The following is a 14,150-nucleotide window of genomic DNA, read 5'->3' on the forward strand; positions in this document are numbered from 1 at the left end:
CGGCGTCAGAACGGCAGAATAGCGCGCAGTTGGCCGAGCATGCCGGTGTCGGCGCGTCGGGCGTCGAACACGGGATAGAGCGCATCGAGCAGTTCGTTCTGCGAGTCGTACTCCGATTCGTCGACGGCCGCGAGCGCCTCCTCGATGGCGATGGTCCGGCCACGGGCGTCGTAGGGAATCTCCGCGCCAGCGAGCGCCTGCCGGATCTCTTCGTCGGTCGCGGGGAACCTGACATCGGCGTCGTCGAGACGCGCGTCGAGGGTCGCGATGCCGAACGCGATCGTCTCGGGCTCGTCGCCGTCGTCGCCGGTCGGTGGGCGGGCTGCCATAGTCGAGACGAGGCGGCTCCCCGCTCATCAACGCTGTGTTTCGGACGGGCGCGACGGCGTCGAGGATCGGCGAAAATTCCGTTCGCAAGGCCTTTCGTGATCGCCGACCCAGCCATCGGCATGACCGAGTACACGACGGTTTCGATCCCGAAGGATCTCGCCGATCGAGTCGAGGAGACGATCGACGGGACGAGCTTCTCGTCGACGAGCGATCTGGTCCGATTCTTGCTGCGCAGCATCGTCATCCAGCACCAACAGGAAGGCGAACTGACCGAGGCAGAGTTCGAAGAGATCACCGACCAGCTCCGCGAGCTGGGCTACATCGACTGATCAGTTCTCGAAGTCGTCGAGGTCGTCGACCGGCGGCGCGGCGTCGAGCACGACCAGCGACCGGCGTCGCCCGCGGCGGTCGAACGCGGCGACGGCGTCGCGGTCCCACGGGGGGATCGCGACGAGCACCACCTCGTGGAGATCATCTTCTTTCGTCACGTCGAGGCGACCGAGCGGGTGCGAGACGAACCGCCCCTGCGTCTGATGGGGTGGTGTCGTGACATCCATTCCGAAGACGGCGTTGACCGAGCGGTGCTGGCGAGGAACGAACAGATCCGTAAAGACCGGCGTCTCGGGGTCGAGATCGACGCCGCCGTCGAGATCACTAGCGGGCGTCACGGCGAGCGCGGCGCTAACTCGATCGGGGTCGTCTCCGGCGGCGAGATCGAGCAGTGCGTCGAGCAGCCCCTCCGTGACGTACACATCGGTCGGCACGTGCCAGGAACTACCGGCGGGGGAGGGTTAATCGTATCGAACGGGGAACCGTGGCGGCGCGGCGCTAGGGACGAACGCTCAGACCGGCAAGAAATCGCGTAGCGTCCCGACGTACAGCCGCGGGGAGCGGCGCCGAGCGCCGGCGAGTGCGTCGTCGAGGGCGCGTTTGGGGTCGTCGACGACCGGCGCGCCGTGGCCCACGACGATGCGCTCGGGCGAGAGGCCGCCGAGCGATCCGCGGGGCGGGAGCAGCCGCAGCATCGGGTGGACGCCGAGGCGCTCGTCGCCGGCGAGGAAGTAGTCGACCGCACCGAGCGCCTCGGGGACGACGAGCGTCCCGTCGGCGGGGGAAAACAACGCGACCTCGGTCCAGAACCCCCGATCGAGTACGCGGATCGACCGGTAGCCGGTATCGGCCAGTTCGGCGTCGAACCGCTCGACATCGGCGTCGATCTCGGCGGCCACGTCGTCCATCGTCGCGTGGACGTACACCGGAACGTCGTGGCGCCGCGCGACGGCCGCCGAATCGCGCTTGTGGCGGTCAAGCAGGATAACGACGCCGGCGATCCGACCGGGATCTGCGATCGTCTCGTCGAGATCGACGGTGTCGACGGGATCGACCAGCCACACGTCGGGTTCGTCGTCTTCGTCCTCGTGGGGGCCATCGACGACCAGCGCGTGGCTGGCTCGCTGCATCGTCTCGTCGGGATGGGCGATCCACGTCAGCCCGCCCTCCCAGCGGATCGTCTCGCTGTCGTCGGCCACGCCCGAGCCTTTCATCGGCATGTGCCGAACGAGGGGCGCCATTTAAATAAAGCCCGTCCCCCCGGCCAATTTGACGCCGCGGCGCGTACTGCCGATATGCTCACCGCGCTGTCACACCTAGCGCTGGAAGCCAAGCATCTCGCTCCGGTGCGCGAGTTCTACGAAGACACGCTCGATCTCGACGTGGTCGACGAGCGGGACGAGGAAGTGACGTTCGCGGCCGGCGAGTCGCGGCTCGTCGTCCGGCGGCCCTCGGGCGTCCCGCGGGGCGGGCTTCACACCCACTTCGCATTCTCGATCCCGGACGCCGAGTACGACGACTGGTGGGACCGACTCGCGGCGACCCACGAGCTAGAGGAGCACACCTTCGGCTCGGCGTCGTCGCTGTACTGCTACGACCCGGCGGGCAACTGCGTCGAGTTAGGTCAATCCGAGGTCGAGGGGCCGGGGATCGACGGCATCTTCGAGGTCGTGCTCGAAGTGGCGGACCTCGATCGGGCGCTCGAATTCTACGAGGCGCTGGGGTTCTCGGTGGTCGATCTCGGGACGGATCGGCGTCGCGTCCGGCTCTCGGGACCGGTGGATCTGGAGCTTTGGGAGCCACAGCTCGGACTCGCAGACGCCCGCGGCGGCGTCCACGTCGATCTCGGCTTCACCGCGTCGGATGTCGACGCCGCCGTCGAAGCGGTCGCGGATCGGGCCTGTCGAGTCCAGCGTCGCGGCGAGGTCGGCGTCGTCCGTGATCCCGACGGACACGTCGTGACGATAACTCCCGAACGGGATCGGTAGAAGTGCGGTTACAGCCGGTCGGTGTCGATCGAGACGCCGGGCGGCGAGACGATCAAGAAGCCGCGGAAGTGAACGAGTTCGCCGCCGCCGTCGCGGACGCCGCGGGCGAAGCCGGCTGCCAGTTCGTTGATGTCTCCCTCGACGGCGAGCACGAGAACGTTCCCGGCAAGCACCGTCCGGGACCACTCCTCGGGATCGGTCGTGCCGTCGAGCACGCCGAGCACTACCTCGCCCCCGATCGGCTCGTCCTCGTCGTCCTCCTCGATCTGATCCTCGACGGCGCCGAGATCGAGGCTGAAGTCGGTCATACCCCACCCCACGGAACCCCCCGGCAAAAATCCTTCTCAGTCCGGTTCGAGGGCGTTCGGTCTAAGAGTAGTCGAAAATCCGACGGCTGGGAGACAGCCCGCCGATCAGTCCTGCACGTACTCCTTCCGGAACCCGCGGAACTCGGTTCGGTGGGCCTCCTCGTCGGTCAGCAGCGTCACCGCGATGTCCTCGGTCACGAGGTCGTCGTTCTCCTCGGCGGCCTTCGCGAGCTGTTTGTACGTCTCGATGGCGTCGTCCTCGGCCTCGATGACGCCCTCGATCACCGAGGGAACGTCGGTCGTGTCCTCGGGCGGCTGAAGGGACTCCTGACTGGCCTCGAACTCCATCGACCCCGGCGGCTGCTCGTCGAGTTGCTTGAGCCGCTCGGCGAGCATCTGCGCGTGGTTGAGTTCTTCCTGTACGTCGGCTTCCAAGCTATTCTTGATCTCCTCGGCGCGGACGCCGTCGAGAACGACGGCGTTCGACAGGTAGTTCATCACGGTCTCGATCTCGTCGCTGTAGGCCTCTTTGAGCAGTCGGGTTACCTCGTCGTCAGACATAGCAGGCCGAGATACGGTCGGCCGGTAGATAGGTCTGGTGCCGAAGTAGCAAACCGAGGGCCGGAGAGCGACCGCGCGCGAGCGTCCGAAGCGGGGGAGGAGGTGCGGCGGAAGGGCAAAAAAGGGCGTCCGAGCACCGTGTGTGACTAACCAGCATCCGAACATGCAAATGTCTACTAGGAGTCATAGGCCGTTGAAGTGCGGCGATTCGGCGAGGCGGCCTGTCAATCGTGAACGTCATCTCGCCCGAAGCGTCTGTCCTAAAGACAGTTTTATATATGGAGAAGCGACTGTGATGTAGATACCATGTCCGACGACACGTCCATGGATTCGTCCTCTGGCACCAGCCAGGGGGGTCGAGTTCTTCCAGGGCACGTTAGATTCCACTGACGAGATCAAGTCAGCACGCGTTTTCGACACGACGCTCCGCGACGGGGAGCAATCGCCACGTACGTCGTTCTCCTACGAAGACAAACGGGAGATAGCGGCAGTACTGGACGAGATGGGTACCCACGTCATCGAGGCGGGGTTCCCGGTCAACTCCGACGCGGAGTTCGAGGCGGTTCGTGACATCGCAGAGAGCACGAGTTCGACCACCTGCGGGCTCGCCCGCGTGGTCGACAAGGACGTCGAGGCCGCCATCGACAGCGGCGTCGAGATGATCCACGTGTTCTCCTCGACCAGCGACGTTCAGATCGAGGATTCGATGCACGCGACCCGCGAGGAAGTAGTAGAGCGTTCGGTCGAGGCCGTCGAGCGAGTCAAAGAGGCAGGCGTGACCTGCATGTACTCGCCGATGGACGCGACCCGCACCGATGAGGACTTCCTGATCGAAGTGATCGAGGAGGTCAGCGACGCCGGCACCGACTGGATCAACATCCCCGACACCTGCGGCGTGGCGACGCCGCGCCGGTTCTACGACCTGATCAGCACGGTCGTCGATCACACCGACGCGCGCGTCGACGTCCACACCCACGACGACTTCGGGCTGGCGACGGCCAACGCCCTCTCGGGCATCGAGGCCGGCGCCTCGCAGGCCCAAGTCTCGGTCAACTCCATCGGGGAGCGGGCCGGCAACGCCGCCTACGAGGAGTTCGTGATGGCAGTCGAGTCGGTCTATCAGGTCGACACCGGCATCGACACGACCCGAATCACGGAGCTGTCCCGACTCGTCGAGGAGCTGAGCGGCATCGACGTGCCGGGCAACAAGCCCGTCGTCGGCGAGAACGCCTTCTCCCACGAGAGCGGCATCCACGCCGCCGGCGTCATCGAGAACTCCGACACGTTCGAGCCGGGCGTCATGACGCCCGATATGGTCGGCGCGAACCGAAAGCTGGTGTTGGGCAAGCACACCGGCAACCACTCGGTCCGCGAGCGACTGGAGGACGCCGGCTTCGAGCCGACCGAGGAGGAGGTCCGCGCGGTCACCCGCCGCGTCAAGGACTTCGGCGCCGAGAAAAAGCAGGTCACGATGGAGACGTTAGAGCGGTTTGCCCGCGAGGAGGGCGTCACGCGCACGGAGGAGGTCCGGGTCTGATGCCCCACGCCGGGATCGTCGTTTCTCCCCTCGGGGAGCGACGGGTGGAGTGGACGCAAAGCGCTCGCCGGCCCAGATGCGGGACCGCCGGCCGCGCCCACCCCAGCGACGGGCCCGTTTTCAGGAACAGACGCCCGACCGAAACGCGCAACAATTATTACGGCCGAGAGCATCAGATCGTCAATGATGAGACGGACCACCGCTGCCGACGGCGCACGCCCGGTCAGCGCCCGGTTCGTCGCGGCCATTCTCGTGACGCTCGGTGTGATCGTAGGGGCCCGATAGCCCCTCACTCACCCACTTCTCGACACCTGATCGCACCGGCTTCAGATCGTCCAGCATCCGCTCGACACATGTATCGAACCACCACACACCGACGACAGTATCGACAGCCAACCACCACGACGCGGCGCCACAACGCACCGGCAACGGCCAGTGATGCGGCATGAGCGAGCGCGCTCCCGTCACCGAAACCGAGAAGGAAGCGACCGACGCCGGCGACGCCGCGGACGCCGCGGCGTCCGGCGCCAACCGAACTCCCGAGGAGCGCGCCGACGACCGCCCCGTCGAAACGGGCGCACAGTCAGTCGTTCGCTCGCTGGAGAACGCCGGTATCGAGTACCTGTTCGGCGTCCAGGGCGGTGCGATCATGCCCGTCTACGACGCGCTCTATGACTCCGACCAGCTCACCCACTTCACGATGGCTCACGAGCAGGGCGCGGCCCACGCCGCCGACGCGTACGGCATCGTCGCCGGCGAACCGGGCGTCTGTCTGGCGACCTCGGGGCCGGGCGCGACCAACCTCGTGACCGGCATCGCGGACGCCAACATGGACTCCGATCCGATGATCGCGCTGACCGGGCAGGTTCCCTCCGATTTCGTCGGCAACGACGCGTTCCAGGAGACCGACACCACCGGCGTCACCGACCCCGTCACGAAGACGAACTTCTTCGCCGATGATCCCGACGCCGTCGGCGACGACGTTGGACAGGCGCTCGCGCTGTCGAACACCGGCCGCCCCGGTCCGACGCTGGTCGACCTGCCCAAGGACATCACGCAGGCCGACACCGAGGTCGAACCGGGCGAGCCCCAAACTCCTGATACGTTCCACGCGCCCGAGGAGGCCGACGACGACGCCGTCGCCGAGGCCGTCCGCGCCATCGAGGCCGCAGAGAAGCCCGCCATTCTGGCGGGCGGCGGCATCATCAAGGGCGACGCCACCGAGGAGCTCTACGACTTTGCGACGACCTACGAGATTCCGGTCATCACGACGATGCCGGGTCTGGGGTCGTTCCCCGAGGACCACGAGCTCTCGATGGAGATGGCCGGCATGCACGGCACCGGCTTCGCCAACATGGCGATCACCCATTGTGACGTGCTGATCGGCATCGGCACCCGGTTCGACGACCGGCTGACCGGCGGCATCGACACGTTCGCGCCGGACGCCGAGATCGTCCACGTCGACATCGACCCCGCCGAGATCAGCAAGAACATCCACGCCGACTACCCGCTGATCGGCGACGCGGGAACGGTCATCGAGCAGTTAGACGCCGAACTGGACTTCGCGCCCGACGCCGACGAGTGGCGCGAGCAGTGCCAGACGTGGAAAGACGAGTACCCGATGGACTACGGAACGCCCGACGACGAGCCCCTCAAGCCGGAGTTCGTCGTCGAGGCGCTGGACGAAGCCACCGGCGACGACGCCGTCGTCACGACCGGCGTCGGCCAGCACCAGATGTGGGCCTGCCAGTACTGGACCTACACCGAGCCCCGCACGTGGGTCTCCTCCCACGGGCTGGGGACGATGGGCTACGGCCTGCCGGCGGCCATCGGCGCCCGCGTCGCGGCCGACGACGATCAGGAAGTCGTCTGCTTCGAGGGCGACGGCTCGTTCCTGATGACGATTCAGGAGCTGTCGGTCGCAGTTCGTGAAGACATGGACATCACCGTCGCCGTCCTGAACAACGAGTACGTCGGGATGGTCCGACAGTGGCAGGACGCCTTCTTCGAGGGGCGCCACGCCGCCTCGGAGTACTCGTGGTGTCCCGAGTTCGACAAGCTCGCCGAAGCCTTCGGCGCCCGCGGCTTCGCCGTCGACGACTACGACGAGGTCGCAGACGCCGTCGAGGCCGCCGTCGAGTACGACGGCCCCTCGGTGATCGACTTCCACATCGACCCGCGCGCGAACGTCTATCCGATGGTTCCCAGCGGCGGGGACAACGGCCAGTTCGCACTGAGCGAAGCCCAACTGGAGGAACTCTAACGATGACAGGAGGACTGCAAGGACCCGGTCCGAAGGATCGTCCCCGACCCGACGGTCGGCGCAACAGCCAAGGCATCCGCGTCGATCCCGACGCCGAAGCCGAGCCCGACGTTCGCCGCGCGGTGCTGTCGGCGCTCGTCAAGAACGAGCCCGGCGTCCTGTCGGAGGTGTCGAGCCTGTTCAGCCGACGCCAGTTCAACATCGAGAGCCTGACCGTCGGCCCGATCGAGGACAGCTCGAAGTCCCGTATCACGCTGGTGATCGAGGAGCCAGAGCCCGGCATCGAGCAGGCCAAAAAGCAGCTCCGGAAGCTGCTGCCGGTCGTCTCGGTGACGGAGCTGCCCGAAGACGCCAGCCAGCGCGAACTCGCGCTGATCAAGGTCGGCTCGACCCGCCCGGACGAGGTCCGCGCGGTCGCGGACATGTACGACGGGCAGGCCGTCGACGCCGGCCGGGAGACGATCACCGTCGAAGTCACGGGCAGCAAGCAGAAGATCGACGCCGCGGTCGACGCGTTCGACCAGTTCGGCATCCACGAGATCGTCCGCACCGGCACGGCGGCGCTGTCCCGCGGGGCAGACTACACCGCGACGACGCCGGACGGAGCGCCGGCCGACGACTGACCGACGAGCGATTCGCAACGTATAGGCAACACAAGGAGCGACAGACAATACACAATGGCAGAAGAGTTCACTACCACGGTATATCACGGCGAAGACGCGGACAGTTCGTACATCGAATCGGAGACGGTCGCGGTGCTTGGCTACGGGAGCCAAGGCCACGCGCACGCGCTCAACCTGCACGAGAGCGGCGTCGACGTGATCGTCGGCCTGCGCGAGAACTCCTCCTCGTGGGACGAGGCCGAGGACGCCGGCCTGCGCGTCGAGACGCCTGACGTTGCCGCCGCGGAGGCCGACATCGTCAAGATGCTCGTGCCCGACACCGTCCAGCCCGCCGTCTACGAAGCGATCGAGGACGGTCTGGAGGCCGGCGACACGCTGCAGTTCGCCCACGGCTTCAACATCCACTACGGCCAGATCCGCCCGCCCGAAGACGTCGACGTGACGATGGTCGCGCCCAAGTCGCCCGGCCACCTCGTGCGCCGAACGTACGAGCGCGGCGAGGGCGTCCCCGGCCTGATCGCGGTCTATCAGGACGCGACCGGCGACGCCAAGGAGCGCTCGCTGGCGTACGCGCAGGCGATCGGCTGCACCCGCGCCGGCGTCGTCGAGACGACGTTCCAAGAAGAGGTCGAGACCGACCTGTTCGGCGAGCAGGCCGTCCTCTGTGGCGGCGTCGCCGACCTGATGAAGATGGGCTACGAGACGCTCGTCGACGCGGGCTACAGCCCGGAGATGGCCTACTTCGAGTGCATGAACGAGATGAAGCTCATCGTCGACCTCATCTACGAGGGCGGGCTGATGGGCATGTGGAACTCCGTCTCCGACACCGCCGAGTACGGCGGTCTCACCCGCGGCGAGTACGTCATCGACGAGGACGCCGCCCGCGAGGGAATGGAGCAGGTGCTCGAAGAAGTCCAGACCGGCGAGTTCGCCCGCGAGTGGATCACCGAGAACCAGACCAACCGGCCCAGCTACAAGCAGCTGCGCGGGGCCGAGGAGGACCACGAGATCGAAGACGTCGGCGCTCGCCTGCGCGACCTGTTCGCGTGGGAGGCCCAAGAGGCCGACGACGAAGCCGAACAAGTGACAGCAGATGACTGACACGATGCGAGCGGTCGACCACACCCATCCCCACGACGAACGCAGCGTCGACAGCAGTTTCCGACGCGGGCGCGGCGTCGCGGCGGACGGGAGTGGCCGGCCGACGGACCGATCGACCGAACGCGACGCCATCGACGACGAGTCGATGGCCGAGGTGGACCACCAGCCCCCGAACGGCGACGGGGCAAACCCCGTGTTCGAGCGGGGACGCAAGCGTCAGGGAGACGCATCGAACGACGTAGACGAGGACACAGAATGAGCGAGGGAACGCTGTACGACAAAGTCTGGGAGAATCACAAGGTAACCGAACTGCCGACGGGACAGGATCAGCTGTTCGTCGGCCTGCACCTCATCCACGAGGTGACCAGCCCGCAGGCGTTCGGGATGCTCGAAGAGCGCGACCTCGAAGTCGCGTACCCCGAACTGACCCACGCGACGGTCGATCACATCGTCCCGACGGCCGACCAGTCCCGTCCCTACAAGGAGGACGCCGCCGAGGAGATGATGGCGGAACTGGAGCAGAACGTCCGCGACGCCGGGATCGACTTTTCGGACCCGACGACGGGCGATCAGGGCATCGTTCACGTCATCGGCCCGGAGCAGGGGATCACCCAGCCCGGCAAGACGATCGTCTGTGGCGACTCCCACACCTCGACTCACGGCGCCTTCGGCGCGCTCGCCTTCGGCATCGGGACGAGCCAGATCCGCGACGTGCTGGCGACCGGCACGGTCGCCATGGAGAAACAGAAGGTCCGCAAGATCGAGGTCACCGGCGAACTCGACGAGGGCGTCGAGGCCAAGGACATCATCCTCGAAATCATCCGCCGGCTCGGCACCGAGGGCGGCGTCGGCTACGTCTACGAGTACGCCGGCGAGGCCATCGAGAACCTCGACATGGAAGGCCGGATGTCGATCTGTAACATGTCCATCGAGGGCGGCGCCCGCGCGGGCTACGTCAACCCCGACGAGACCACCTTCGAGTGGCTGGCAGAGACGGACTACTTCCAAGAGAACCCCGAGAAGTTCGACGAGCTCAAGCCCTACTGGGAGTCGATCCAGACCGACGACGACGCCGAGTACGACGACGTCGTCACGATCGACGGCTCCTCGCTCGAACCCGTCGTCACCTGGGGCACCACGCCCGGGCAGGGCATCGGCATCACCGATCCGATCCCGGCGCCCGAGGAGCTGGCCGAGGAGAAACAGGACACCGCCCGCCGCGCACAAGAGCACATGCGCGTCGAGCCCGGCGAGACGATGGAAGGCTACGACATCGACGTCGCCTTCCTCGGCTCGTGTACGAACGCGCGCCTGCCCGACCTGCGCCGCGCGGCCCGCATCGTCAAGGGCCGACAGGTCGACGACGACGTGCGCGCGATGGTCGTTCCCGGCAGCCAGCGCGTCCAAGAGGCCGCCAAGGAAGAAGGGCTCAAGGACATCTTCGAGGAGGCCGGCTTCGAGTGGCGCAACGCCGGCTGTTCGATGTGTCTCGGTATGAACGAGGACCAACTGGAGGGCGACGAAGCCTGCGCGTCCTCGTCGAACCGCAACTTCATCGGCCGGCAGGGCAGCAAGGACGGCCGCACCGTGCTGATGAACCCGCGGATGGTCGCCGCGGCGGCGATCAACGGGGAAGTCTCTGACGTGCGCGATGTCAAGGAGGTGAGCCTCGCATGAGCGACGAGGTCGAGATTCCCGAAGTCGACTACGTGTCCGGAACGGGCGTCCCGATCCGGGGCAACGACATCGACACCGACCAGATCATCCCCGCCCGGTTCATGAAGGTCGTCACGTTCGACGGCCTCGGGGAGTTCGCGTTCTTCGACGTCCGCTTCGACGACGAGGACAACCAGAAAGAGCACCCGATGAACGAGGAGCAGTTCCAAGACGCCAACGTGATGGTCGTCAACAACAACTTCGGCTGTGGCTCCTCGCGCGAACACGCGCCCCAAGCCCTGATGCGCTGGGGCATCGACGCGCTGATCGGCGAAGGCTTCGCGGAGATTTTCGCGGGCAACTGCCTCGCGCTCGGCATTCCGACCGTGACGGCCGACAGCGAGACGATCCAGGAACTGCAGGACTGGGTCGACGCCAACCCCGACGGCGAGATCGACATCGACATCGAGGCCGAGACGGCCACCTACGGCGACAACGAGATCGACGTCACCGTCGACGATGCCCAGCGCAAGGCGCTGGTCGACGGCGTCTGGGACACCACCGCGCTGATGAAGTCCAACGCACAATCGGTCCGCGAGAAGGCCGAGGAGCTGCCGTACGTCGAGGACTCGGCGATTCCGGAAGCCGAGTAACCGCTCAGGCCGGCTACGATTTCGTTTTCGGACTCGACGATTTCTCTCGAACGCGTCGTCGCACGGACGCCACTTTTTGGGCCGACCAACGTAACTTCGGTATGGCATCGAAACCGCCCGTCCAGTGCCCGCTGTGCGCCGACGAGATACCTGAGCAGAAGCGGCTCGAAGAGCATCTCGTCGACGAGCACACGAAGCGGGAACTCGCCCGCGATGTCGTCTCCACCTACGAACAGCTAGAGGAGAGCGAACTCTCCGGCTGAGACCACTATCGGACCTCCAGTGCACCATCGAAAGTCGAAGATGTGGGCGGCGATGTACTGAAACACTTTTACCCGCCCGGTGATTCCGTTCAGTCGGCCTTCCTAGGATCGGAAGTCCACCCCGCGTGTCACCACGCGGGTGCGTTTCAATACTCCCGAGCAGCAGGACCCGATCGATCCTTTCCATGCGAGGTGCTGCAAGCGACCCCTCCGAATCGCGTCCGCGATCGTCAGTCGGCTGGCTGCGACATCCGGGCGTCGGACGCACCCACGGGGTCGACGAGTTCGTCGGCGTCAGCCGACAGTGCCGTCGGTAGTTCCCCCTCGGTCGCGTAGCGGTACAGCGCTGTTTTGAGGATGCCGTCGACCGTGAACTGGACGAGGATTGCGGCGAGAATGCCCGAAACGCCGACGATTACCGGCAGCGTAAACGGTCCGAGCGGACCGGCGTCGACGGCGAAACGGGCCGTGAACGCCCCGGCGGCGAGCACCACGGCCGCGACGATGCCCGCCCACGCCATCACCATTCCGAGCAGTTGCGTGCTAGCAGTCGCGATCAGCGACTTGCCCCACTCCGCTTCGACCGCGGCGACGACGTCCTCGAACGCGTCGTCGAGATTGCCCTCAGTGGTTGCGACGGCGGGAAACGCGAACACGCTCCCGATACGAAGCGCCCATGCGGAGCCGAGGCCGGCGATGGACCCGACGGGCAGCGAGTCGCCCACCGAGCGGACGAGAAAGCTTCCGATGCCGACGACGAGCCCCGCGACGGCGACTAGCTTCGCTCGTCCGGCGGCGACACGGAGACCCGCACCGAACGAGGGCGATCGCCCCTCGAACGCCTCGTTGAGTTCGTGACAGTACGCCACCATCAGAAACGCGAAGACGATGGGAAAGACGAGCATCGACAGCACGACGCCGTACTGCAGGAAGCGCGGCGCCAGAAGATACGTTCCGCCGGCCAGCCCCACTGGGACGCCAATGCCGAGAACGGCCGCCAGCATTGGATAGAGGAGCATCTGTGGGGCTGATAGCAGCGTTCGTACGGCGTCGAGGGCGATCCCGAACTGGCGCCGAACCGACGCGAGGCTATGCATCGCCACCCTCGGGGATCGGATTTTCCGCGGTCGTAACCTGGCTCGCAGTCGTTTCGGACGGGGGATTCCGGCACACGATTTGCGGACTCTGGCCCCGCTATCGCATAAAAATGTGTTGCGCTCGACTCACGGTCCGATCGGTGGCGAACCCCGACCGTCGCGGTGCCGGTCGCCGCTTGGCCGTCGGCCGAACCGAATCCCTTTCCAACCCCCGCCGCATCAGGACAAGCAATGACCCACCAGATCGCCGTCATCCCCGGCGACGGTATCGGACAGGAAGTGACGCCCGCGGCCGTCGACGTGCTCGAAGCGGTCGACGCCGAGTTCGAGTTCGTCGAGGGCGACGCCGGCGACGCCGTCAAGGAAGCGACCGGCGAGGCGCTGCCTCAGGAAACCCGCGATATCGCCGCCGAGTCCGACGCCACGCTGTTCGGCGCCGCCGGCGAGACCGCCGCCGACGTGATCCTCCCGCTGCGCGAGGTCGTCGGCTCCTTCGCCAACGTCCGTCCCGCCGTCTCCTACCCCGGTCTGGACGCCGTCCAACCCGATACCGACCTCGTGTTCGTCCGGGAGAACACCGAGGGCGTCTACTCGGGCATCGAGTCGGAGATCGCCGACGGCGTCACGACGCTGACGCGCGTGATCACCGAGGACGCCTCCCGCGAGATCGCCGAGTTCGGCTTCGACTACGCCGAGGAGAACGGCTACGACGACGTGACGATCGCCCACAAGGCCAACGTGATGCGCACGACCGACGGCGAGTTTTTGGAGGCCGCAGAGGCCGTCGCCAAAGAGCGTGACGCCGACTACGACACCGCGCTGATGGACGCGCTGGCGATGCACCTGATCATGCATCCCGAGGATTACGGCGTGATCATCTGCCCCAATCTCGCGGGCGACGTGCTGTCTGACCTCGCGGCCGGACTGGTCGGCGGGCTGGGCCTGCTGCCCTCCGCGAACGTCGGGACGGACAACGCCCTGTTCGAGCCGGTCCACGGCTCGGCGCCGGACATCGCCGGCGAGGGCGTCGCCAACCCCTCGGCGATGATCCTCTCAGCGGCGATGCTTCTGGACCATCTGGGCTACGACGAGCAGGGCGACCGCGTCCGCGACGCCGTCGAGACGGTGCTGGACGAGGGGCCGCGCACGCCCGATCTGGGCGGCGACGCCTCGACCGAGGAAGTGACCCAAGCCGTTCTCGACCGGCTGTAACTCCGTTCTCTCCCCGGTGGCGCTTGCCACCGACGGCTGTTCTTAAGGTGCTTGACGCCGAAGGACGGCGTATGCCGACAGTCCACCTCGACGAGGAGACGATCGCACGGCTGGACGCGCTGCGGACCGAGGACGAATCGTACGACGAGCTCGTCACCGAGCTGGTCAACATCTACGAAGCCGAGGAGCTGACGCTGTTTACCTCGGAAGGCTAGTCAGACGATCGGG

18 protein-coding genes are annotated in these 14,150 nt (G+C 66.4%); 12 read left to right on the forward strand and 6 right to left on the reverse strand.

Annotation, left to right across the window (positions count from 1 at the left end; all coding sequences use genetic code 11):
- Positions 1-5: 5 nt before the first annotated feature.
- Positions 6-329, reverse strand: coding sequence for a hypothetical protein (locus CRO01_RS04685; protein WP_097007930.1), 324 nt, complete (start codon positions 327-329; stop codon positions 6-8).
- A 120-nt stretch (positions 330-449) separates the two neighbouring features.
- On the opposite strand from CRO01_RS04685, the gene CRO01_RS04690 reads away from it, so the two are divergent.
- Entirely contained in the window at positions 450-659 is a 210-nt protein-coding gene (locus tag CRO01_RS04690; RefSeq protein WP_097007931.1) for a ribbon-helix-helix domain-containing protein, read from the forward strand.
- On the opposite strand, the gene CRO01_RS04695 is transcribed toward CRO01_RS04690, so the two are convergent.
- On the reverse strand, positions 660-1,094 hold the full coding sequence (locus CRO01_RS04695) for a hypothetical protein (RefSeq protein WP_245838502.1): 435 nt from the start codon (positions 1,092-1,094) through the stop codon (positions 660-662).
- Between the two features lie 78 nt (positions 1,095-1,172).
- Positions 1,173-1,880 (reverse strand): hypothetical protein, encoded by a 708-nt coding sequence (locus CRO01_RS04700; protein WP_097007932.1) that lies wholly within the window; start codon positions 1,878-1,880, stop codon positions 1,173-1,175.
- Between the two features lie 75 nt (positions 1,881-1,955).
- On the opposite strand from CRO01_RS04700, the gene CRO01_RS04705 reads away from it, so the two are divergent.
- Positions 1,956-2,648: a VOC family protein gene (locus CRO01_RS04705; protein ID WP_097007933.1), complete on the forward strand. Its 693-nt coding sequence runs from the start codon at positions 1,956-1,958 to the stop codon at positions 2,646-2,648.
- A gap of 8 nt (positions 2,649-2,656) precedes the next feature.
- Here the strand turns inward: CRO01_RS04705 and CRO01_RS04710 are convergent, their stop codons facing one another.
- Together CRO01_RS04710 and CRO01_RS04715 are read right to left on the reverse strand one after the other, a co-directional pair.
- Complete coding sequence (locus CRO01_RS04710) at positions 2,657-2,956, reverse strand: DUF5779 family protein (protein ID WP_097007934.1); 300 nt, start codon at positions 2,954-2,956, stop codon at positions 2,657-2,659.
- Positions 2,957-3,061: 105 nt separating this feature from the next.
- A complete protein-coding gene (locus tag CRO01_RS04715) occupies positions 3,062-3,517 on the reverse strand; it encodes a ferritin-like domain-containing protein (protein ID WP_097007935.1) in 456 nt (151 codons plus the stop codon).
- 301 nt (positions 3,518-3,818) lie between these two features.
- Here CRO01_RS04715 and CRO01_RS04720 point away from each other — a divergent pair, with 301 nt between their 5' ends.
- From CRO01_RS04720 to CRO01_RS16515, 8 genes are all read left to right on the forward strand, one after another.
- Positions 3,819-5,054, forward strand: a complete 1,236-nt coding sequence (locus CRO01_RS04720; RefSeq protein ID WP_097007936.1) for a LeuA family protein — start codon at positions 3,819-3,821, stop codon at positions 5,052-5,054.
- Positions 5,055-5,499: 445 nt separating this feature from the next.
- On the forward strand, positions 5,500-7,317 hold the full coding sequence (gene ilvB / locus CRO01_RS04725) for a biosynthetic-type acetolactate synthase large subunit (protein ID WP_097007937.1): 1,818 nt from the start codon (positions 5,500-5,502) through the stop codon (positions 7,315-7,317).
- 2 nt (positions 7,318-7,319) lie between these two features.
- Entirely contained in the window at positions 7,320-7,940 is a 621-nt protein-coding gene (ilvN, locus tag CRO01_RS04730; RefSeq protein ID WP_097007938.1) for an acetolactate synthase small subunit, read from the forward strand.
- 54 nt (positions 7,941-7,994) lie between these two features.
- Positions 7,995-9,041 (forward strand): ketol-acid reductoisomerase, encoded by a 1,047-nt coding sequence (ilvC, locus tag CRO01_RS04735; protein ID WP_097007939.1) that lies wholly within the window; start codon positions 7,995-7,997, stop codon positions 9,039-9,041.
- Complete coding sequence (locus CRO01_RS04740) at positions 9,034-9,300, forward strand: hypothetical protein (protein WP_097007940.1); 267 nt, start codon at positions 9,034-9,036, stop codon at positions 9,298-9,300. Before ilvC ends, CRO01_RS04740 begins: the two co-directional genes overlap by 8 nt.
- A complete protein-coding gene (gene leuC / locus CRO01_RS04745) occupies positions 9,297-10,718 on the forward strand; it encodes a 3-isopropylmalate dehydratase large subunit (RefSeq protein WP_097007941.1) in 1,422 nt (473 codons plus the stop codon). The genes CRO01_RS04740 and leuC overlap by 4 nt, the downstream gene beginning before the upstream one ends.
- Positions 10,715-11,350 carry a 3-isopropylmalate dehydratase small subunit gene (gene leuD, locus CRO01_RS04750; protein ID WP_097007942.1) on the forward strand — a complete coding sequence of 212 codons (636 nt, stop codon included), beginning with the start codon at positions 10,715-10,717 and terminating at the stop codon, positions 11,348-11,350. Before leuC ends, leuD begins: the two co-directional genes overlap by 4 nt.
- 101 nt (positions 11,351-11,451) lie before the next feature.
- Positions 11,452-11,613, forward strand: a complete 162-nt coding sequence (locus tag CRO01_RS16515) for a hypothetical protein (RefSeq protein WP_179747394.1) — start codon at positions 11,452-11,454, stop codon at positions 11,611-11,613.
- A 230-nt stretch (positions 11,614-11,843) separates the two neighbouring features.
- Here CRO01_RS16515 and CRO01_RS04755 read toward each other — a convergent pair whose 3' ends face one another.
- Positions 11,844-12,710 carry a hypothetical protein gene (locus tag CRO01_RS04755; RefSeq protein WP_143824904.1) on the reverse strand — a complete coding sequence of 289 codons (867 nt, stop codon included), beginning with the start codon at positions 12,708-12,710 and terminating at the stop codon, positions 11,844-11,846.
- Between the two features lie 231 nt (positions 12,711-12,941).
- Between CRO01_RS04755 and CRO01_RS04760 the strand changes: the two genes are divergently transcribed.
- Positions 12,942-13,922: an isocitrate/isopropylmalate dehydrogenase family protein gene (locus CRO01_RS04760; RefSeq protein WP_097007944.1), complete on the forward strand. Its 981-nt coding sequence runs from the start codon at positions 12,942-12,944 to the stop codon at positions 13,920-13,922.
- 71 nt (positions 13,923-13,993) lie between these two features.
- Entirely contained in the window at positions 13,994-14,137 is a 144-nt protein-coding gene (locus CRO01_RS16520; RefSeq protein WP_179747395.1) for a DUF7557 family protein, read from the forward strand.
- Positions 14,138-14,150 lie beyond the last annotated feature (13 nt).

It is taken from the genome of Natronoarchaeum philippinense, from assembly GCF_900215575.1.
In the GTDB taxonomy this organism is placed as follows: domain Archaea; phylum Halobacteriota; class Halobacteria; order Halobacteriales; family Natronoarchaeaceae; genus Natronoarchaeum; species Natronoarchaeum philippinense.

Excerpts from the sequence above, each read along its gene's own strand:
- CRO01_RS04685 (WP_097007930.1), bottom strand. The coding sequence starts at position 329 with ATGGCAGCCCGCCCACCGACCGGCGACGACGGCGACGAGCCCGAGACG.
- CRO01_RS04690 (WP_097007931.1), top strand. The coding sequence starts at position 450 with ATGACCGAGTACACGACGGTTTCGATCCCGAAGGATCTCGCCGATCGA.
- CRO01_RS04700 (WP_097007932.1), bottom strand. The coding sequence starts at position 1,880 with ATGCCGATGAAAGGCTCGGGCGTGGCCGACGACAGCGAGACGATCCGC.
- CRO01_RS04705 (WP_097007933.1), top strand. The coding sequence starts at position 1,956 with ATGCTCACCGCGCTGTCACACCTAGCGCTGGAAGCCAAGCATCTCGCT.
- CRO01_RS04710 (WP_097007934.1), bottom strand. The coding sequence starts at position 2,956 with ATGACCGACTTCAGCCTCGATCTCGGCGCCGTCGAGGATCAGATCGAG.
- CRO01_RS04715 (WP_097007935.1), bottom strand. The coding sequence starts at position 3,517 with ATGTCTGACGACGAGGTAACCCGACTGCTCAAAGAGGCCTACAGCGAC.
- ilvB (WP_097007937.1), top strand. The coding sequence starts at position 5,500 with ATGAGCGAGCGCGCTCCCGTCACCGAAACCGAGAAGGAAGCGACCGAC.
- ilvN (WP_097007938.1), top strand. The coding sequence starts at position 7,320 with ATGACAGGAGGACTGCAAGGACCCGGTCCGAAGGATCGTCCCCGACCC.
- ilvC (WP_097007939.1), top strand. The coding sequence starts at position 7,995 with ATGGCAGAAGAGTTCACTACCACGGTATATCACGGCGAAGACGCGGAC.
- CRO01_RS04740 (WP_097007940.1), top strand. The coding sequence starts at position 9,034 with ATGACTGACACGATGCGAGCGGTCGACCACACCCATCCCCACGACGAA.
- leuC (WP_097007941.1), top strand. The coding sequence starts at position 9,297 with ATGAGCGAGGGAACGCTGTACGACAAAGTCTGGGAGAATCACAAGGTA.
- leuD (WP_097007942.1), top strand. The coding sequence starts at position 10,715 with ATGAGCGACGAGGTCGAGATTCCCGAAGTCGACTACGTGTCCGGAACG.
- CRO01_RS16515 (WP_179747394.1), top strand. The coding sequence starts at position 11,452 with ATGGCATCGAAACCGCCCGTCCAGTGCCCGCTGTGCGCCGACGAGATA.
- CRO01_RS04755 (WP_143824904.1), bottom strand. The coding sequence starts at position 12,710 with ATGCATAGCCTCGCGTCGGTTCGGCGCCAGTTCGGGATCGCCCTCGAC.
- CRO01_RS04760 (WP_097007944.1), top strand. The coding sequence starts at position 12,942 with ATGACCCACCAGATCGCCGTCATCCCCGGCGACGGTATCGGACAGGAA.
- CRO01_RS16520 (WP_179747395.1), top strand. The coding sequence starts at position 13,994 with ATGCCGACAGTCCACCTCGACGAGGAGACGATCGCACGGCTGGACGCG.